This window comes from Enterobacter vonholyi, from assembly GCF_008364555.1.
Lineage (GTDB): Bacteria > Pseudomonadota > Gammaproteobacteria > Enterobacterales > Enterobacteriaceae > Enterobacter > Enterobacter vonholyi.
On the sequence record NZ_VTUC01000020.1, the window covers coordinates 1 to 20,765 of the forward strand.

Annotated in this window: 19 protein-coding genes and 1 pseudogene; all 20 read left to right on the plus strand. The window is 44.9% G+C overall.

Annotation, left to right across the window (positions count from 1 at the left end; genetic code table 11):
* A pseudogene (locus F0319_RS18615) lies at positions 1 to 144 on the plus strand (phosphomannomutase CpsG); the annotation flags it as partial.
* Between the two features lie 46 nt (positions 145 to 190).
* Positions 191 to 1,585, plus strand: a complete 1,395-nt coding sequence (wcaJ, locus tag F0319_RS18620; protein ID WP_115875793.1) for an undecaprenyl-phosphate glucose phosphotransferase — start codon at positions 191 to 193, stop codon at positions 1,583 to 1,585.
* A gap of 1 nt (position 1,586) precedes the next feature.
* The gene (gene wzxC / locus F0319_RS18625) at positions 1,587 to 3,065 is read left to right on the plus strand and encodes a colanic acid undecaprenyl disphosphate flippase WzxC (protein ID WP_149367528.1); all 1,479 of its coding nucleotides are present in this window, start codon (positions 1,587 to 1,589) and stop codon (positions 3,063 to 3,065) included.
* 17 nt (positions 3,066 to 3,082) lie between these two features.
* On the plus strand, positions 3,083 to 4,363 hold the full coding sequence (wcaK, locus tag F0319_RS18630) for a colanic acid biosynthesis pyruvyl transferase WcaK (RefSeq protein ID WP_032658813.1): 1,281 nt from the start codon (positions 3,083 to 3,085) through the stop codon (positions 4,361 to 4,363).
* Positions 4,360 to 5,580 carry a colanic acid biosynthesis glycosyltransferase WcaL gene (wcaL, locus tag F0319_RS18635; protein ID WP_149367529.1) on the plus strand — a complete coding sequence of 407 codons (1,221 nt, stop codon included), beginning with the start codon at positions 4,360 to 4,362 and terminating at the stop codon, positions 5,578 to 5,580. The genes wcaK and wcaL overlap by 4 nt, the downstream gene beginning before the upstream one ends.
* 12 nt (positions 5,581 to 5,592) lie before the next feature.
* Positions 5,593 to 6,984, plus strand: coding sequence for a colanic acid biosynthesis protein WcaM (wcaM, locus tag F0319_RS18640; RefSeq protein ID WP_149367530.1), 1,392 nt, complete (start codon positions 5,593 to 5,595; stop codon positions 6,982 to 6,984).
* Between the two features lie 176 nt (positions 6,985 to 7,160).
* The gene (gene galF, locus F0319_RS18645) at positions 7,161 to 8,057 is read left to right on the plus strand and encodes a GalU regulator GalF (RefSeq protein ID WP_017383282.1); all 897 of its coding nucleotides are present in this window, start codon (positions 7,161 to 7,163) and stop codon (positions 8,055 to 8,057) included.
* 355 nt (positions 8,058 to 8,412) lie between these two features.
* Positions 8,413 to 9,501, plus strand: a complete 1,089-nt coding sequence (gene rfbB, locus F0319_RS18650) for a dTDP-glucose 4,6-dehydratase (RefSeq protein WP_149367531.1) — start codon at positions 8,413 to 8,415, stop codon at positions 9,499 to 9,501.
* Positions 9,498 to 10,361 (plus strand): glucose-1-phosphate thymidylyltransferase RfbA, encoded by an 864-nt coding sequence (rfbA, locus tag F0319_RS18655; RefSeq protein WP_115875788.1) that lies wholly within the window; start codon positions 9,498 to 9,500, stop codon positions 10,359 to 10,361. The genes rfbB and rfbA overlap by 4 nt, the downstream gene beginning before the upstream one ends.
* A 15-nt stretch (positions 10,362 to 10,376) precedes the next feature.
* On the plus strand, positions 10,377 to 10,928 hold the full coding sequence (gene rfbC / locus F0319_RS18660) for a dTDP-4-dehydrorhamnose 3,5-epimerase (RefSeq protein WP_087822992.1): 552 nt from the start codon (positions 10,377 to 10,379) through the stop codon (positions 10,926 to 10,928).
* Positions 10,929 to 11,759 carry an NAD-dependent epimerase/dehydratase family protein gene (locus F0319_RS18665; protein WP_136196081.1) on the plus strand — a complete coding sequence of 277 codons (831 nt, stop codon included), beginning with the start codon at positions 10,929 to 10,931 and terminating at the stop codon, positions 11,757 to 11,759.
* Positions 11,756 to 13,099, plus strand: coding sequence for an O-unit flippase-like protein (gene wzx, locus F0319_RS18670; protein WP_115875786.1), 1,344 nt, complete (start codon positions 11,756 to 11,758; stop codon positions 13,097 to 13,099). The genes F0319_RS18665 and wzx overlap by 4 nt, the downstream gene beginning before the upstream one ends.
* Positions 13,086 to 14,210 carry a glycosyltransferase gene (locus tag F0319_RS18675; RefSeq protein ID WP_149367532.1) on the plus strand — a complete coding sequence of 375 codons (1,125 nt, stop codon included), beginning with the start codon at positions 13,086 to 13,088 and terminating at the stop codon, positions 14,208 to 14,210. Before wzx ends, F0319_RS18675 begins: the two co-directional genes overlap by 14 nt.
* Positions 14,203 to 15,336, plus strand: coding sequence for an oligosaccharide repeat unit polymerase (gene wzy, locus F0319_RS18680; RefSeq protein WP_149367533.1), 1,134 nt, complete (start codon positions 14,203 to 14,205; stop codon positions 15,334 to 15,336). The genes F0319_RS18675 and wzy overlap by 8 nt, the downstream gene beginning before the upstream one ends.
* Complete coding sequence (locus F0319_RS18685; protein ID WP_115875783.1) at positions 15,336 to 16,412, plus strand: glycosyltransferase family 4 protein; 1,077 nt, start codon at positions 15,336 to 15,338, stop codon at positions 16,410 to 16,412. Before wzy ends, F0319_RS18685 begins: the two co-directional genes overlap by 1 nt.
* Complete coding sequence (locus F0319_RS18690) at positions 16,409 to 17,215, plus strand: glycosyltransferase family 2 protein (RefSeq protein ID WP_136196085.1); 807 nt, start codon at positions 16,409 to 16,411, stop codon at positions 17,213 to 17,215. Before F0319_RS18685 ends, F0319_RS18690 begins: the two co-directional genes overlap by 4 nt.
* A 1-nt stretch (position 17,216) precedes the next feature.
* Positions 17,217 to 17,765 (plus strand): DapH/DapD/GlmU-related protein, encoded by a 549-nt coding sequence (locus tag F0319_RS18695; protein ID WP_115875781.1) that lies wholly within the window; start codon positions 17,217 to 17,219, stop codon positions 17,763 to 17,765.
* Positions 17,758 to 18,729 (plus strand): WaaS/CpsH family glycosyltransferase, encoded by a 972-nt coding sequence (locus F0319_RS18700; protein WP_149367534.1) that lies wholly within the window; start codon positions 17,758 to 17,760, stop codon positions 18,727 to 18,729. Before F0319_RS18695 ends, F0319_RS18700 begins: the two co-directional genes overlap by 8 nt.
* Positions 18,729 to 20,156 (plus strand): mannose-1-phosphate guanylyltransferase/mannose-6-phosphate isomerase, encoded by a 1,428-nt coding sequence (locus F0319_RS18705; RefSeq protein ID WP_149367535.1) that lies wholly within the window; start codon positions 18,729 to 18,731, stop codon positions 20,154 to 20,156. Before F0319_RS18700 ends, F0319_RS18705 begins: the two co-directional genes overlap by 1 nt.
* A 10-nt stretch (positions 20,157 to 20,166) precedes the next feature.
* Positions 20,167 to 20,765 (plus strand): phosphohexomutase domain-containing protein (locus F0319_RS18710; RefSeq protein ID WP_478210375.1); only part of this gene is annotated, 599 nt, incomplete at its 3' end.

Consider the following 20,765-nt stretch of genomic DNA (forward strand, 5'->3'; position numbering starts at 1 on the left):
ATCAGCATGGCGTTCCCGCAGTGGCGCTTTAACCTGCGCTCGTCCAATACCGAGCCGGTGGTGCGCCTGAACGTGGAGTCCCGTGCTGACACGGCGCTGATGGAAGCCCGAACGAAGGACATTCTGGCGCTGTTGAATCAGTAATACTTGCCCCTCCCGGTGGGAGGGGGAACCGAATACAGGAACAACGATGACGAATCTAAAAAAACGCGAACGAGCGAGAACGAATGCATCGTTAATCTCTATGGTGCAGCGTTTTTCTGATATCACCATCATGGTCGGTGGATTGTGGGCGGTGTGTCGGATCGGCGGGCTGCCGTTCTTATACATGCATCTGCTGATGGCCCTGATTGCGCTGGTCGTGTTTCAGATGATTGGCGGAATGACCGATTTTTACCGCTCGTGGCGCGGCGTGAAAATGACCACCGAACTGATGCTGCTGCTGCAGAACTGGACCCTCAGCCTGATCTTCAGCGCAGGCCTGGTGGCGTTCAGCCATGATTTTGATAATCGCCTCGTCACCTATCTCTGCTGGTATTTAATAAGCAGCGTCGGCATGGTGGTGTGCCGTTCTCTAATCCGCTTCGGTGCGGGCTGGCTGCGTAACCGCGGCTATAACCGTCGCTTCGTTGCCGTAGCAGGCGATCTGCCGGTTGGTAAGGTTCTGCTCGACAGCTTCCGCAAAGAGCCGTGGTTAGGGTTTGAAGTGGTCGGGATTTACCACGATGCGAAGCCGGGCGGCGTGCCGTCGGACTGGGCGGGCAATTACGAACAGCTTATTGAAGACGCGAAAGCCGGTAAAATTCACAACGTCTACATCGCCATGCAGATGAGAGACGAATCCCGCATTAAGCAACTGATGCGCGAGCTGGCGGACACTACCTGTTCGGTGATCCTCATCCCGGACGTCTTTACCTTCAACATCCTTCATTCACGCATTGAAGAGGTGAACGGCGTGCCGGTGGTACCGCTGTACGACACCCCGCTGTCGGGCATTAACCGCGTGCTCAAGCGCGTGGAGGATATCGTGCTCTCGTCGCTGATTTTACTGCTCATCTCCCCGGTGCTGTGCTGCATTGCCCTGGCGGTGAAGCTGAGCTCTCCCGGCCCGGTTATTTTCCGCCAGACCCGCTACGGTATGGACGGTAAGCCGATTATGGTGTGGAAATTCCGCTCCATGAAGGTGATGGAAAACGACAAGGTGGTGACCCAGGCGACGCAGAACGATCCGCGCGTCACCCGCGTGGGGAACTTCCTGCGCCGTACCTCGCTGGATGAACTGCCGCAGTTTATCAACGTCTTTACCGGCGGAATGTCGATTGTTGGCCCGCGTCCGCACGCGGTGGCGCATAACGAGCAGTACCGCTCGCTGATTGAAGGCTACATGCTGCGCCATAAGGTGAAGCCGGGCATTACCGGTTGGGCGCAGATCAACGGCTGGCGCGGCGAAACCGACACGCTGGAAAAAATGGAAAAACGCATCGAATTCGATCTGGAGTACATCCGTGAATGGAGTATCTGGTTCGATATCAAGATTGTTTTTCTGACCATCTTCAAAGGTTTCGTGAACAAAGCGGCGTACTAAGATGAGCTTACGTGAAAAAACCATCAGCGGGGCGAAGTGGTCAGCGATGGCGACCATCGTCATCATTGGCCTCGGCCTGGTGCAGATGACCGTACTGGCGCGCATCATTGATAACCACCAGTTTGGCCTGCTGACCGTCTCGCTGGTGATTATCGCGCTGGCCGATACGCTGTCTGATTTTGGTATCGCCAACTCGATTATCCAGCGCAAAGAGATCAGCCATCTTGAGCTGACCACGCTCTACTGGCTGAACGTGGGGCTGGGGATTTTCGTGTTTGTGCTGGTGTTCCTGCTGAGCGACACCATCGCCAGCGTGCTGCACAACCCGGATCTCGCTCCGCTGATGCGCACGCTGTCGTTTGCGTTCGTGGTGATCCCCCACGGGCAGCAGTTCCGCGCGCTGATGCAGAAAGAGCTGGAGTTCAACAAGATCGGCATGATCGAGACCAGCGCCGTGCTGGCGGGCTTTACCTTTACCGTCGTGAGCGCCCATTTCTGGCCGCTGGCGATGACCGCAATTCTGGGATACCTGGTTAACTCTGCCGTGCGTACGCTGCTGTTCGGCTACTTTGGCCGCAAAATTTACCGTCCCGGGCTTCATTTCTCTCTTGCGTCCGTCTCGTCCAACCTGCGCTTTGGCGCGTGGCTGACGGCGGACAGTATCATCAACTATGTGAATACCAACCTGTCGACGCTGGTGCTGGCGCGTATTCTTGGTGCGAGCGTGGCGGGGGGCTACAACCTGGCCTACAACGTCGCGGTGGTGCCGCCGATGAAGCTGAACCCGATAATCACCCGCGTCCTTTTCCCGGCGTTTGCCAAGATTCAGGACGACACCGAGAAGCTGCGCGTCAACTTCTACAAACTGCTTTCCGTGGTGGGGATTATTAACTTCCCGGTGCTGCTGGGGCTGATGGTGGTTTCCAGCAACTTCGTGCCGCTGGTGTTTGGCGAGAAGTGGAACGGCATCATCCCGATCCTGCAGCTGCTGTGCGTGGTGGGGCTCCTGCGCTCCGTGGGGAATCCGATTGGTTCCCTGCTGATGGCAAAAGCGCGCGTGGATATCAGCTTTAAGTTCAACGTGTTCAAAACCTTCCTGTTTATTCCGGCAATTATCGTCGGCGGGCATATGGCGGGCGCCATCGGCGTCACGCTGGGCTTCCTGCTGGTGCAGATAATCAATACCGTTCTGAGCTACTTCATCATGATCAAGCCGGTGCTGGGCTCCAGCTACCGTCAGTACATCCTGAGCCTGTGGCTGCCGTTCTATCTCTCGTTGCCGACCCTGGCGGTGAGCTACGGCCTGGGCATCATCCTCAGCGGTCACCTGCCGCTGGTCGCGCTGCTGGCGGTGCAGGTTGCCGCGGGCGCGCTGGCATTTGGCGTGATGATTGTGCTGTCACGCAATGCGCTGGTGGTGGAGATGAAGCGCCAGTTTTGCCGTAACGAAAAAATGAAAACGCTGCTTCGCGCAGGCTAGTTATTTAAGAGGCCATTATGAAATTATTAATTCTTGGCAACCATACCTGCGGCAACCGTGGCGACAGCGCCATTCTGCGCGGTTTACTGGATGCAATTAACACCCTTAAGCCTGAGACCGAAGTGGACGTGATGAGCCGTTATCCGGTTAGCTCATCCTGGTTACTGAACCGCCCGGTGATGGGCGACCCGCTCTACAGCCAGATGAAACAGCACAACAACGCCGCGGGCGTGATGGGCCGCGTGAAGAAAGTGCTGCGCCGTCGCTACCAGCACCAGGTGCTGCTTTCCCGCGTGACCGATACCGGCAAGCTGCGCAACATCGCGATCGCCCAGGGCTTCACCGACTTTGTTCGTCTGCTGTCCGGCTATGACGCTATTATCCAGGTTGGCGGTTCGTTCTTCGTCGATCTCTACGGCGTGCCGCAGTTTGAGCATGCGCTTTGCACCTTTATGGCGAAAAAGCCGCTGTTTATGATTGGTCACAGCGTCGGGCCATTCCAGGATCCGCAGTTTAACCAGCTGGCAAACTATGTCTTCGGCCACTGCGACGCGCTGATCCTGCGCGAGTCGGTCAGCCTCGACATGATGAAGCGCAGCGAAATAGACACCTCAAAAGTTGAGCACGGCGTGGACACCGCCTGGCTGGTGGATCACCAGGACGACAGCTTCCAGCCGAGCTACGCGGTGCAGCACTGGCTCGACGTAGCGGCGAAACAGAAAACCGTCGCGATTACCCTGCGCGAGCTGGCACCCTTCGATAAGCGTTTAGGCACGACGCAGGCGGCGTATGAGAAAGCCTTCGCCGACGTGGTGAACCGCGTGCTGGACAGCGGGTACCAGGTGCTGGCGCTGTCCACCTGTACCGGCATCGACAGCTACAACAAAGATGACCGCATGGTGGCGCTGAACCTGCGCAACCTGGTGAACGATCCGTCCCGCTATCATGTGGTGATGGACGAGTTGAACGACCTGGAGATGGGCAAGCTGCTCTCCGCCTGCGACCTGACCGTCGGCACGCGCCTGCACTCGGCGATTATCTCCATGAACTTTGGAACGCCGGCCATAGCCATCAACTACGAGCACAAGTCTGCCGGCATCATGCAGCAGCTTGGAATGCCTGAAATGGCCGTGGATATCCGTCATCTGCTGGATGGTTCGCTTGGCGCGATGGTGGGGGATACGCTCGGCCAGCTGCCTGCGATTAACGAGCGTCTGGCCGTTGCGGTGAAAGCCGAGCGCGAAAAAGGCATTGGAATGGTGAAATCGGTACTTGACCGCGTACGGGAGGGGAAATGAAGGTTGGTTTCTTCTTACTGAAATTTCCGCTGTCGTCTGAGACCTTTGTTCTGAACCAAATCACCGCGTTTATCGATATGGGATATGACGTGGAGATTATCGCCCTGCAAAAGGGCGATACCCAAAATACCCATGCGGCGTATACCCAGTATGGGCTGGAGGCGAAAACCCGCTGGCTGCAGGATGAGCCGTCCGGGAAGCTGAGCAAGCTACGCCACCGTGCCAGCAAGACGTTGCGCGGGATCCACCGCGCGTCGACGTGGCGGGCGCTGAATATTTCCCGCTATGGTTCGGAATCACGCAATTTAATTCTCTCGGCCATCTGCGGGCAAACGGCGCAGCCGTATCGTGCCGACGTGTTTATCGCCCACTTTGGCCCGGCGGGCGTCACCGCCGCGAAGCTGCGCGAGCTGGGCGTGATTGACGGTAAAATCGCGACCATCTTCCACGGTATCGACATCTCCAGCCGCGAAGTGCTGAACCACTACACGCCGGAATACCAGCAGCTTTTCCGGCGTGGCGACATGATGCTGCCCATCAGCGAACTGTGGGCCGGACGCCTGAAAAACATGGGCTGCCCGGGAGAGAAAATTGCCGTTTCGCGCATGGGCGTAGATTTAACGCGCTTTACCCGCCGTCCCGTGAAGGTGCCTGGCAAACCGCTGCAGATCATCTCCGTTGCCCGTCTGACCGAGAAGAAAGGGCTGCATGTGGCGATTGAAGCCTGCCGCCAGCTGAAAGCGCGCGGGGTGGATTTCCACTACCGCATTCTCGGCATTGGGCCGTGGGAGCGTCGTCTGCGCACGCTTATCGAACAGTATCAGCTGGAAGATGTCGTAGAGATGCCCGGCTTCAAGCCGAGCCACGAGGTCAAGGCCATGCTCGATGAGGCAGATGTATTTCTGCTGCCTTCCGTAACGGGTGCCGATGGCGACATGGAAGGCATTCCGGTGGCGCTGATGGAGGCGATGGCCGTCGGTATTCCGGTGGTATCGACTCTGCATAGCGGGATCCCTGAGCTGATTAAGTCTGACCATTCCGGCTGGCTGGTGCCGGAGAATAACGCGATGGCCCTTGCGGACCGATTAGCTGCCTTCAGCGACATCGACCAGCAGTCGCTGGAGCCCGTGCTCCATAACGCCCGACAAAAAGTTGAAACCGATTTTAACCAGCAGGTGATTAACCGCCAGCTAGCGAGCCTGCTGCAAACGCTGTAACGCCGAGGATGTATGCTGAAAAAGATTACCCGACGCACCTTTGTCTCTTCTCTGTCCGTTCTGGCGGCCACGCCCCTGCTGTCGTCCCGCATTGCGCGGGCGGCAAGCGGCAGAACGGTCTCTGTCAATCAGTACAATAACAACGACTGGATCGCCGCTTTTAAGCAGGCGTTTAATGACGGTGACACCGTCGTGGTCCCGGCCGGACTCACCTGCGAAAACATCAATGCGGGTATTTTCATTCCCGACGGTAAAACCTTGCTGATCCGCGGGGCGTTAACCGGCAACGGGCGCGGCCGCTTTGTTCTGCAGGAAGGCAGCAAAGTGATAGGCGAAGGTGCTGGTCGCACGGAGAACATTACGCTCGACGTTCGCGGCTCTGACTGCGTTATCAAAGGGCTGGCCATGAGCGGTTTTGGCCCGGTGACGCAGATCTACATCGGCGGCAAGAAACCCAGCGTGATGCGCAATCTGCTGATTGATAACATCAGCGTGAGCCAGGCCAACTACGCCATTCTGCGCCAGGGTTTCCACAACCAGGTGGATGGCGCCCGCATCACCAACAGCAAATTTAGCCATCTGCAGGGGGATGCGATCGAGTGGAACGTTGCCATCAACGATCGCAATATCCTGATCTCCGATCACGTCATCGACAACATCAACTGCACCAACGGCAAGATCAACTGGGGCATCGGCATTGGCCTCGCCGGGAGCACCTACGATAACGACTATCCGGAGAAGCAGACCGTCAAGAACTTCGTGGTGGCCAACATCACCGGCAGCAACTGTCGCCAGCTGGTGCACGTTGAAAACGGCAAGCATTTTGTTATCCGCAATATCAAAGCCAAGAATATTACTCCCGACTTCAGCAAAAAGGCGGGCATAGACAACGCCACGGTGGCCATTTATGGCTGTGATAATTTCATTATTGATAATGTCGACATGGTTAACAGTGCCGGAATGTTAATCGGCTATGGGGTAATTAAAGGCGATTATTTGTCCATCCCGCAGAACTTCAAGCTCAATAATATTCACCTCGATAACCGCCAGCTTGCATATAAATTGCGCGGGATACAGATTTCATCCGGCAACGCCACGTCGTTTGTGGCGATAACCAATGTGGAAATGCAGCGTGCAACGCTGGAACTGCACAACAAGCCACAGCATCTTTTCTTACGCAATATCAATGTGATGCAGGAAGCCGCTGTGGGGCCCGCCCTGAAGATCAACTTCGACCTGCGCGAGGATGTGCGGGGTAAATTCATGGCGAAAGACGAGACGTTGCTGTCGCTGGCGAACATAAAAGCAGTGAATGAGAAGGGGCAGAGTTCGGTGGATATTGACCGGGTCGACCAGCAGGTGGTGAATGTGGAAAGGCTTAACTTTGCTCTTCCGCACAGATAATCGACAAACGCCTGTTTTGAGACTATTCCTGGCATAAAAGCGCGATCTAATCAGATTACAACTACAGAAATTTGTGATGCTGAGGCGTAAGATTGCCTAAGGATTACGGCAAATCATGCTGGCGAAAACAGGTTTAAGAGCTATAATTCGTCAACCATTTTAAGGTGGAAGAAATAATGATTAATTTGAAAGCAGTCATTCCGGTAGCAGGCCTGGGCATGCATATGCTGCCAGCCACAAAAGCCATTCCAAAAGAGATGCTGCCGATCGTCGACAAGCCAATGATTCAGTACATTGTCGACGAGATTGTTGCTGCAGGGATCAAAGAAATCGTCCTGGTTACGCACTCGTCCAAGAATGCGGTAGAAAACCACTTCGACACCTCTTACGAACTCGAAGCGTTGCTTGAGCAGCGCGTTAAGCGCCAGCTGCTGGCGGAAGTGCAGTCTATTTGTCCGCCGGGCGTGACCATCATGAACGTCCGTCAGGCGCAGCCGCTGGGGCTGGGTCACTCTATTCTGTGTGCCCGTCCGGTTGTGGGTGATAACCCATTCATTGTCGTGCTGCCGGATATCATCATCGATACCGCTTCTGCCGATCCGCTGCGATACAACCTGGCGGCAATGGTGGCACGTTTCAATGAAACCGGCCGCAGCCAGGTGCTGGCGAAACGCATGAAGGGCGATCTCTCCGAGTACTCCGTCATCCAGACCAAAGAACCGCTGGAAACGGAAGGGCAGGTGAGCCGCATCGTTGAGTTTATCGAGAAGCCGGATCAGCCGCAGACGCTGGACTCAGACCTGATGGCGGTTGGCCGTTACGTTCTGAACGCTGATATCTGGGCAGAACTGGAAAAAACTGAGCCAGGTGCCTGGGACCGTATCCAGCTGACCGACGCGATTGCCGAGCTGGCGAAAAAACAGTCCGTTGACGCCATGTTGATGACCGGCGACAGCTATGACTGCGGTAAGAAAATGGGGTATATGCAGGCGTTCGTAAACTATGGGCTGCGTAACCTGAAGGAAGGGGCGAAGTTCAGAAGCCGTATCGAGAAGCTGCTGGCTAACGACTGATATTTCTCTCTCCGACCTGCGCAAGCGGCAGTCATTATTTTGGTGTGTTGATATCCAACCAAAATGATGACTGCCGTTTTTCTTTATAAATTCAATATTTACATGGAGTTATCCAGGCTACTCATGGACTGCTTTGTAGCGATTTGTGCTTGTTTCTGAGGTCGTTTAGGACGACAATTAACGCCAGTTTTTTGCCTGTATCCAGGTAAGTCGTATCTTTTAATCAGACATCGCTCAGTACACTGGTAGCTGTTAAGCCAGGGGCGGTAGCGTGCTCAATTTCCGGAACTTTTTATAAATTCTCCGGTTACAGAACGCCAGTATCCAGACATATACACTAGACGGAACAGATAACGTGAAAATTCTTGTGACGGGTGGGGCCGGCTTTATCGGCTCAGCGGTTGTACGACATATTATTAAAAATACCCAGGACGATGTCGTCAACGTGGACAAGCTGACCTATGCCGGCAACCTTGAGTCGCTTAGTGAAGTCAGCGACAGCGACCGATATGCCTTTGAGCAAGCGGATATTTGCGATAAAGACGCTATGGATCGCATCTTCGCAAAGCATAAGCCTGATGCGGTGATGCACCTGGCCGCAGAAAGTCACGTCGATCGTTCTATTACCGGCCCGGCAGCGTTTATCGAAACCAATATCGTCGGCACGTATGTGCTGCTGGAAGCCGCTCGTGCGTATTGGACAACGCTGGAGGAACAGGCGAAGAAAGCGTTTCGTTTCCATCATATCTCTACCGACGAAGTGTATGGTGATTTGCCGCATCCTGATGAGCATCCAGCATCAGCGGATCTGCCGCTCTTCACCGAAACCACGGCTTATGCACCCAGCAGCCCGTATTCAGCATCAAAAGCCTCAAGCGACCATCTTGTTCGTGCCTGGCTGCGTACCTATGGTTTCCCAACTATTGTCACCAACTGTTCGAATAACTACGGTCCGTACCACTTCCCGGAAAAGCTGATCCCGCTGGTAATTCTGAATGCGCTGGACGGTAAAGCCCTGCCGATTTACGGCAAAGGCGACCAAATCCGTGACTGGCTGTATGTAGAAGATCATGCGCGTGCACTCTACACCGTTGTCACTCAGGGGAAACCGGGTGAAACGTACAACATTGGCGGTCATAACGAGAAGCAGAACCTGGATGTGGTCCATACGATTTGCGATCTGTTGGATGAGATTGTGCCGAAAGAGGGGTCATATCGCGATCAGATTACGTATGTGGCTGACCGACCGGGTCATGACCGTCGCTATGCGATTGATGCGCATAAAATTGGTGTTGAACTAGGCTGGAAGCCTGAGGAGACGTTCGAAAGCGGAATTCGTAAGACAGTGGAATGGTATCTAGCGAATGAGCAGTGGGTAAGTAATGTTAAAAGTGGAGCATATGCTTCATGGCTTTCAACACAATATGGAGATAACAATAAATGAAAGGCATTATTTTAGCCGGTGGTTCAGGTTCACGCTTGCATCCAATTACATTGGGAACCTCGAAACAGTTATTACCGATTTATGACAAGCCAATGATTTATTATCCGCTTTCAGTGCTAATGTTGGCTGGTATTAGGGATATCCTTATTATCACAACTCCTGAGGATTGTGATAGCTTCAAACGTCTCTTGGGAAATGGTGCTCGTTTAGGCATTAATCTTAGTTATAAAGTTCAACCTTCACCAGATGGCCTCGCGCAGGCGTTCATCCTCGGAGAAGAGTTTATTGCGAATGATAAAGTATGTTTAGTCCTGGGGGATAATATCTTTTTTGGACAGGCATTTGGTAAACAATTGCGGCATGCAGTAGATAATTTGAGCGGCGCCACGGTGTTCGGTTATAAAGTAATGGATCCAGAAAGATTCGGTGTAGTCGAATTTGATGATAACTTCAATGCTATTTCCATCGAAGAAAAACCGAAGCATCCGAAATCAAATTGGGCCGTTACGGGGCTGTACTTTTATGATAATCAGGTAGTTGAAATAGCAAAAAAAGTGAAACCGTCTGATAGGGGTGAGTTAGAAATAACGAGTATTAACCAAGAATATCTCAACCAGGGGGCTTTAAAAGTTGAGCAATTAGGACGTGGATTTGCATGGCTTGATACTGGAACACATGATTCTCTTCTTGAAGCTTCGCAATTTGTGCAAACTGTCGAGAAGCGACAGGGATTCAAGATCGCTTGTCTCGAAGAAATTGCTTATAATCAAGGCTGGCTGAGTAAAGAAGATATTAAGTCGATAGGGAGTTCACTTTCTAAAACAGGTTACGGCAATTATTTATTAAGCCTTATCAAGTAAGAGTATTTTGAATAAATGAATATCATAAAAACTAAATTAGATGGTCTTTTAATAATTGAACCAAAAGTGTTTGGTGATGAACGTGGTTTTTTTTATGAGACATATCACGAGCAACGCTATAAAAACGCTGGAATTAAAGAGAGTTTTGTTCAGGACAATCGCTCCCGTTCCACAGGTAATGTGCTCCGTGGTTTACATTTTCAAAAAAGAAAACCGCAAGGTAAATTGGTAACAGTCACCGCTGGTACAGTTTTCGATGTAGCGGTAGATCTACGTGAAGACTCCCCAACTTTTGGGCAGTATGAATCGATTATTCTTTCTGGTGATAATAGGCTCCAGTTTTATATCCCACCTGGGTTTGCCCATGGATTTTGCGTTTTGAGTGACATTGCTGATTTTCAGTATAAATGTACGGATTTTTATGATCCTACGGATGAAGGAGGAATTATTTGGAATGATAATTCTATAAATATCAATTGGCCGATTTCTGAGCCAAATTTGTCTTTAAAAGATAAGGAGCTTCCTTCATTGGAAGACGTTCGTAAGCAATTGAAATTTGGAAAGTAAATGAGTATTTATACAGTAGTTGGCGGGAATGGCTTCATTGGAAGTGAAATAGTAAGACATCTACATTTTTTGCACAAAGATGTGTGGATTCCTGAACGGAACGATCCAAATATTTTTTCAAAAAAACTTGGCACCTTGATTTATTGCGCAGGCAATGGCGATTGCCAACTAAAACCATTTGATGTCTTGACTGCTAATTGCTTATTACTCTCTGAACTTCTCCAGAATGCTGACTTTGACCGCTTAATATATGTTTCTTCCACGAGATTATATATGAATGGGGATGAAAGCTCTGAAACAAGCGATCTGATAATCAGGCAGGATGATAATCGCCGTCTCTTTAATCTAACAAAATTAGTCGCGGAAGAATTATGCTTTAAAAGTGGTAAGCCATTTACTATTGTGCGCCCAAGTAATGTTTATGGGGTAGCACTAAAAAGTCCCTTGTTTTTGCCTTCTATAACACGTAATGCAATAATCAACGGACGCATCGATATGTACGTTGATAAAAACTATGAAAAAGATTATGTCTCAGTTACTGATGTAGCGGAAAGTGTCATAAAGCTGAGTAATAAAAAAGAAGCTGAAGGGGAAATAATTAACATTGCCTCAGGAATTAATATATCATCAGAACAGATCGCTAGCGTGCTTATTCAAAATACAAATTGCGTTGTGAATTGGCATGAAAATAATGCGACAAAAGAGGTATTCCCTATTACAGATATTTCATTACTAAAAAAATTGATTCCTGAATACAAACCTCGATCTGTTCTGTCTGATTTGTCAGACATGATTCAATTATTCAAAAGTGAATTACAAATTAAATCATGAAACATGTAGTTAGAAAAAAGGATGTATTATGGGGATACCTCTCTCAATTCTTGAGCATTGCATCCAGTTTACTACTATTGCCCTTTATTCTTAGATATTTGGGGCAAGAAGAAATAGGGTTATGGTATGTTTTTGTTGCTCTTGCAGGACTGGTACAGCTTTTAGAATTTGGTCTGTTACCTACAGTTTCTAGGTTTATATCTTATGTATATTCTGGGGCCAAGGATATATCTTATAATAAAACACCAGAATGCAAAGATGAAGAGATAAATAAAGAGCTTCTGAATGATTTAATAATAGCGGCGAGGGAAATTTATTTTAAAATAACTACTCTTGCGTTTGTAGGGATCGTGATACTTGGGAATATATATTTGTATAGTTTGCACACAACTCTAGATTTTTTCTATGTGATGAGTTGTTGGACTCTTTATGGTATAAGTATATGTGTTCAATTGTATTTTGGATATTATAATTCAATTTTGAAAGGAAGGGGGGATCAAACTGTTTTAAATAAAGTTATAGTGTTAACGAAGTCTGTCCTTCTGGCTGTTAGTATCCCCATGTTAGTAAGTGGTCAAGGATTAATATCCCTCGCAATAGGATCTGTCATTGCTGTAATCATCGATAGATGGATTATAACCAAGTGTGTCTACAACAATGATCATTACATTATTAAAAATTATATCCCTCTTCAAGCAGCAAAAGAGTTAAAAACAATTGTCTGGCAAAGTGCTAAAGACATGGGAATAGTTCAATTAGGTAACTTCCTGTGTGTAAGGGGTAGTATCCTTATAGTATCAAGCTTCATTGGTTTGAAAGCTGCAGCCGCTTATGGATTGACGGTACAAGTAACGATGGTTATTGTGATTGTCGCCTCTATGTTGTTTGGTCTTAATTTACCACGTATGACTTCTGAACAGGCATTACAGAAATATTCATCTGTTAAGCGGTTATTTAAAAAATCGCTATTGACAGCTAATGCTATTTATATGGCTTCTGCTTTTTCCTTGGTTTTTCTTGGTGATTTTCTTCTAAAATATATAACGCAGCAAACACATTTTTTGCCAACAGAAATGCTAGTGTTATATTTGATCTGCAGTTTACTAGAAATGAATTACTCATTATGCACTTCATATCTAACAACAAAAAACCAGATTCCATTTGTTAAAAGCATGATAATAACGGGGGTGTCAATTATTTTTCTTTCTTTTGTGGCCACTTATTACTTAAAGGCAGGGTTGTTAGGGGTGATATTATCTCAATTGTTTGTACAGTCACTCTATAATAACTGGAAATGGCCGCTAACTGTTTATCAGGATCTAAGAAATGTCAAGAGCTGAAGTCGCAATAATTGATTTGCTCAGAAAGAAAGAAGAGCATTATGTTTTTAATTCTTTAACAATTAAAGCAATTAGTGAAGAGAATAAAGCAACTATTTGGTTATCAGATGATGCAACACTAATATCCGAATTAAACTCGGATGTTAAAGTTAATAAAATTAATATCTTGAGGACAAAATTATACCTCTGGCTATATTCAACATTGCATCTGGCTGTCATTTTATTAAAGTTACCTAAAACATTAAGTTCAGTCTTTGTTCTGTCTGCAACACCTCTTCAGTACGCCTTATTAAGTGCATTGAGCCTAATTATAAGGCCAAAAATTTTTCTTTTTATGCACGGAGAGCTTGGTTATTTAAAAACCCCATCTGGTTTTGGTCAGAAATTAGGACGCTTCTTTATTTCGTTGGGCTTTAGATTTGGTGATGTAAAATTCATTTGTATTAGTTCATCAATACATGAAAGTTTGTCGCAGTTTTTCAAAAACAGAACATTTTATTATGTGCAACATCCTATATCCACGCATAAAAAATTGCTAAAAAGCAGAAAGGATATAAACTTTGGGAGCTTTGGCATCCAAAGTGGAAATAAAGGTAGCGACAAGATTTATGAGCTTGCGAATTATCTAAGTTCGATGGATATGACCTGTATCAGGTTGATGACCGTAGGGGTGAGTGATGGAGGGTTTATTTATGATAAATGTACAAATGTTGAGCACTTATGCAAAGGATATCTTAAAGAGTCGCTGATAAGTAAAAATGAATTTTATAGTAATGTTCAGAAAATAGATGTCGCACTTATTTTTTCTGGTCAGTCTACAATTTCTGACACGGCATATGACCTGGTATCAAGCGGTGTTTTTGCTGATTGTATTGCCTTTAATATGCCTGTAATAGCTATGCGCAATAAACAGCTGGCTCATTATTTTGAAAGATATGGACAGTTTGGTTTCCTTTGTGAATCTGTAAGGGAAATGGCTGATGCAGTCTTGGAAATTGCACAAAATAGAGAACTACTTGATAAATTCGAAGAGGTATTAAGTATAGTTCGTGAAGATTTTAAATTTGAAAATTATAAAGTAAGAATCGCAGAGATTATGCGGAATGAATAAAATTTCTAAGTATATGGTGTATGTATATATTGCACCAATTATCGTGTCACTATATTTTATTTATAATACTGGATATCTGTTAGGTGATTTTAGAAGTTATTCCTATAACTTGGATTTCACTGAAGCATCCAGTATTTTCCTTTTTTACATACTGCCATTGCTTTTTATATATTACATGGTGAAAATTTCTGGGCAAGTATATATATATGATTGTGAAAATAAACGCCTCGATGTTATATTTTTTAGATTGTTATTGCTAACGGGTATCATTACTTTACTATTTGGTGCAAACCAGATTGGGCAGGTTGCGCAATCTGGGTTTTCCGGTTTAATGATAAAAATTGCAAGTAAGTTAAACCCTTTAGCGATACTACCATTACTCACTTTCTCTGCAATATCACACCGAAAGTTTTTAGTAAGTGTATTGATTGTGATCTTCTTTTCTTACATGCAACATTCCTTGCAGGGAATATTCATTAGTATTTTATGTATTGGTGCGTATTACATTGTTAACAACAAAATAAATAAAATCACACTGAACTTTTTATTTTTACTCCCACTCATTTTTATAGGTCCATTACTTGACTTAATAAGCTATGTATATACGCTTAGGAATGAAATGCGTGGAGTGGCTTTCGATTCTAATGAAATACTGTCTCTTGCGATTGGTCGGATATCGACAACATCCTCTTTGATTGAAATTTTGCACAATAATTACTTTAGTCAATCAGTTTCTGACTTCTTTAGTCTGGGAATAATGCTCGAAAGGTTGCTTGGGATAACACTCTTTGATACAACCTCCCCATCAAATATATTCAACCTGGCAATCGTGGGGCAAGATGCTGGATACAGTATATTTATGGGGATGCCTGGTTTTTTAGCCTTTCTCATGAAAGGAGATATAACTAGTTTTATATTTAACGTTATAATAATATCATTAGTGCTTGTCAGCATTTACTTGCTAATTCCTGTTTTCAATAGACGTTACAGGATAGTTGCTTTTTTCCTCATTATGTATTTATCTTTTTTGTCATTTGATGTATGGGAAATATCTATTGCCTTTCAGACTGTAGTACTCTGGCGCATAATTTTGTTATTTAATAATCTGAGCTTTCGAAGGATATAATGAAGAGTATTTTATTTATAATACCATCAATGTCTCCTGCTGGTGGTATTGAAAGAGTAATTTCAACACTCGTTAATAAACTCTCGGAACTATATGAGTGTGATGTACTTACTTTTGACAATAAAGATTATTTTTACCATGTCGATAAAAATGTTGGTCGGCACACCTTAAATCAAAAACTCAATCTTGATATGAATCATAGATGGAGGCGTTTAATACAAGTCGGCACTAATTTTTGGATAACGATATTTAATCTAAAAAGATTTTTTTCGACCAACGTCTACGACTATGTCTATGTAACTCACCCTTTGGTCCATTTAATACTACTCCTTGCAGGCGTTAACTCGAGAAAAATAATTATAAGTGAACATGGGGCACGTAATAATTATAATAAAATATATAGATTCATTCGAAAAGTTACGTATAAACATTGTCATGCGTACTGTTTACCAACTAAAAGTGATTTTGCCTTTTATAAGGAAATGGGTTTTCCGGTGCGGTATACGCCTCACTATAAACCTAATCTAAAATATAGAATGCATGCTGATGATGTTAGAACTGTTTTATGTGTGGGAAGACTAACACCCGATAAACAGCACTTACTTTTACTAGACATCTGGAGAGAGTGTATACACCAACTACCAAAAGGTTGGTTGCTCCATATAGTGGGTGATGGTGAATTAAAACCAGATATCGAGAAATTTATCACCAACAATAAACTTGAAGATAATGTTAAGTTAAGTTGTGCTGTCCGGGATGTATCAGATTTATATTATAACTCTTCAATTTTTGTTTTGACTTCACGTAGTGAAGGCTTTGGAATGGTGTTGCTTGAGGCTATTTCTTTTGGTCTGCCCGCTATTAGTTTTAATTGTCCTTCAGGACCAATGGATATTATCAATGATGAAAACGGATTTTTAATAGAAGATGGTAATCGAGATTTATTCAAAAATAAATTAATTGAATTGATAAATTCAGACGAGTTGCAGGATAGCTTAAGTACTGGTGCTTATAAATCAGCACAGCAATGGAATGACGAAAAGATAACAGAGTATTGGCAGGATATTTTTAAATGAATTTATCAGTAGTTATACCTGTATACAATGGCGCAAAAACAATTGTTAATGCAGTCAAGTCAGTAGTTGAACAAAAAAAACCTGCTGACGATTTTAATATTGAAATTATCGTTGTTAATGATGGTTCTGTGGATAATACACTACAGGTGTTGAATGAATATGTTTTGGCTCATCGAGTGAAAAATATTTCAATATATACGACTGAAAATGGTGGCGTTTCCAGGGCCAGAAATTATGGAATAAAGAAATCGCGTCATGACTGGATTGGTTTCCTTGATGCTGATGATGTTTGGATTAGTAATAAACTTGAAATACAATATAAATATCTTACTGAATCTTGCATTGAACCCGTTTTTATAGGTTCCGCTCGCAACAAAGAAGTTCTTTCTTTATATGGTAAAAAGATTACTTCATTGTATAAAGCACGTTTAATAGATCTACTCATTAAAGTTTTTCCGCAAACGTCTACAGCACTGGTACGCAAAGATGTGATAATGGATTGTGGTCTATACGACACTAACATGACACATAGCGAAGACGCAGATTTATGGGTCCGAATTTGCGCCAGTGGAGGTAATTTTTATTACCACCCTGAATCTACGGTTTTAACAGGCTCTGGAAAGCATAATTTTGGTGACTCTGGCTTATCAGCGAACTTGAAGTTAATGGAGAAAGGAGCCTGTTATATGTTACACAAGGCTCGTAAACGTGGAGATATATCTTTTTTAGTTTATGCTCTCTTGTATATTTTCTTTAAAATTAAGTATTTAAGACGTTTGATAATTGTCAAGCTTAGGGGATGAAATGTTTTTCAAAATAAAATGGTTATTCTCAGCATTATTTTTATCTCTCTTTTTAAAAAAAATTAGATTCCCTACGTTTATTGCCTTTCCAGTTTTTTTTAAAGGCCTGAACCGCGTTTCCATTGGAAAACATGTTCGTATTTTCCCTGGGTGTCGGTTAGAAACTCATGGCGATGGTGAAATAATTATAGAAGATGATGTTTCATTAGCTCAAAATGTTCATATCACTTCTGGGACTAAATTAGTTATCAAGCAGGGAACATTAATTACTGCTAATGTATATATAACTTCTATTGATCATAATTATGAAGAAATTGGCGTGCCAATTCCACGGCAGAGCCACAAATATAGCGAAACTATCATTGGCAAAAATTGTTTCATAGGTATGGGTGTTGCAATTCAGGCTGGTACAATTCTTGGTGAACAGTGCATTGTTGGTGCGAATTCCGTAGTGCGAGGAACTTTTCCTGATTATTGCGTAATAGCTGGGGTTCCTGCAAAAATAATCAAAATATATAATAAAGAATCAGGAGAGTGGGTTCGTGTTTGAGTCTAAAAAAGCTTTAGTTTTCTGCCCAAAATTTTTCTCATATGATATTGAGATAAAGAAAGCAATTGAAAACCAAGGCTATGATGTTGAGCTGCATGATGAACGTCCATCCACGAATATATTTATTCGTGCACTTATAAGGCTTGGTTACAACGACATTTTGAAAAAAAAGATCGAAAGTTATTATCTGAAAATTTTTAATACATTGACCGAGCCAGTGGACTCTCTGATCATCATTAGCCCTGAATGTATTACGCCTGAAATACTAAAAAAATTTAGAGAAAAATGCAGTAATATAGTTGTTTATATGTGGGATTCTTTTAAAAATAAACCACAGGCACTAGATTTAATACCCTGTTCCGATGCGTTTTATACTTTTGATTCAGATGATGCTGAATTATATAACATTAAACTTAAACCGCTCTTCTATTCAAATGTCTATAAGATTGATGAGTTGAGTGAAAGTCCACAGTTCGATATATCTTTTATAGGGACTGTGCATTCATCGAGATACGAACAAGTAAAAAAAATATGTAGTGGCTTTAGGTGTTATGTGTTTTTCTATTGCCCGAGTTACATCGTTTTCTTATTTAAGAAATATATAACTCGTGAAATTAAAAGAGTTTCGCTTAAAGATGTTTCATTTAGTTCTCTGAGTAAAAAAGATGTTGTTTCGGTAGTTATTAATTCCAGATGTATTCTTGACATATCTCACCCGTTACAACAAGGACTTACCATGCGCTCTATAGAAACATTGGGCGCTAAGCGCAAACTAATCACAACTAATAAGAATATCTGTCATTATGATTTTTATAACGAAGACAATATACTTGTAATTGATGGTTCGGTTACAAAAAATCAAATTCAAAACTTCCTGCAAAAAAACTATAAAGCATTAACGGCAGAGTTGTATAATAAGTATTCTGTTGATTACTGGGTTAAAGATTTCTTGAGAGATAATTAATGAAAATTATTCCTATAATTATGGCTGGCGGCAGCGGTTCGCGCCTGTGGCCACTTTCGCGTTTGACTTATCCCAAGCAGTTCTTAACGCTTGAAGGTGAGCAAACTATGCTTCAGCAAACAATTTCACGACTAAGTAAGCTTGAAGTTGAATGTCCTGTAGTTATTTGTAATGAAGAACATCGATTTATTGTTGCTGAACAGCTTAGGCAAATAAATGCTCTCAACGAAATCATTCTTGAACCCATTGGTCGCAATACTGCTCCTGCAGTTGCGTTAGCAGCAATTCAGTGTTTAAAAGATCTTGCTGATAATGAAGATGCGCTTTTATTAATTTTAGCGGCAGATCATATTATTAAAGATAACACTGCCTTTATTAACGCCATTAAGATTTCCACATCCTATGCTATAGATGGTAATTTAGTTACTTTCGGTATTGAGCCTTCCTCGCCAGAAACAGGTTTTGGTTATATTCAGGCTGGTGATGAAATTAGCAGTGGTGGAGTTTCTGGTGCCTTCAAAGTTAATGCCTTCGTTGAAAAACCAAAACGGGCAGTAGCAGAAGGTTTCTTATCTGACGGCGGATATTATTGGAACAGTGGAATGTTTATGTTTGGTGCTCGGAAATATCTCTCTGAGCTACATAAATTCTGCCCTGATATTTATGATTCTTGTAGTAAAGCGATACAATCGCCTGACAAGGATCTATGCTTTATCCGCATTGATTACGATATCTTTTCTCGTTGCCCTGATCTTTCTATTGACTACGCTGTGATGGAACATACAGCTAATGCTGTTGTTGTACCGATGAGTGCGGGTTGGAGTGATGTGGGATCATGGTCTTCATTATGGGACATTAGTGTTAAAGATGAACGAGGAAATGTTTTAATTGGTGATGTCATAGCTCACAATAGTTCAAACAATTATGTCCATGCACAATCTGGACTTGTCACTATGCTTGGCGTTGAAGATTTAATTGTTGTCCAAACTAAAGATGCCATCTTAGTAACTAAACACAATGCCGTCCAGGATGTTAAAAAAATTGTTGAAGAGTTGAAAACGGCCGGTCGTAGTGAATACAGAATCCATCGAGAAGTTTATAGACCATGGGGGAGATGTGATTCTATTGATGCTGGTAAGCGGTATGAAGTTAAAAGAATTGAAGTAAATCCAGGTGAAGGTATCTCCCTTCAAACACATTTCCATCGATCGGAGCATTGGGTTGTCGTTGCTGGTACTGCGAAAGTTACTCTAGAGGATAAACAATTCTTATTAGGTGAAAATGAATCGGTGTATATTCCGGTAGGAGCGCAACATTGCCTTGAAAATCCGGGCAAAATTCCACTAGAAATTATTGAGGTTCGCTCTGGTCCTTACCTTGGGGACGATGACATCGTTCGGATAGCTGATCGATATGGTCGAGTTTAATTTATATACTATGAATACATTATCTTGTTTTAAAGCCTACGATATTCGCGGCAGGCTGGGCGAAGAGCTGAATGAAGATATCGCGTGGCGCATTGGCCGTGCGTACGGCGAATACTTAAAACCGCAGACCATCGTGCTGGGCGGCGACGTGCGTCTGACCAGTGAATCCCTGAAGCTGGCCCTGGCGAAAGGGCTGCAGGATGCGGGCGTGGACGTGCTGGACATCGGCCTTTCCGGAACCGAAGAGATTTACTTTGCCACGTTCCACCTGGGCGTGGACGGCGGTATCGAAGTGACGGCCAGCCACAACCCGATGGACTACAACGGGATGAAGCTGGTGCGCAAGGGCGCCCGTCCTATTAGCGGCGACACCGGCCTGCGCGACGTGCAGCGCCTGGCGGAAGCCAACGATTTCCCGCCGGTGAACGAGTCGAAGCGCGGCAGCTACAAAAAAATCAACCTGCAGAAAGAGTACATCGACCACCTGCTGGGCTACATCAACGTGGCAAACCTGAAGCCGCTGAAGCTGGTGATTAACTCCGGCAACGGCGCGGCCGGCCCGGTTGTCGATGCCCTGGAGGCGCGCTTTAAGGCCCTGAACGTGCCGGT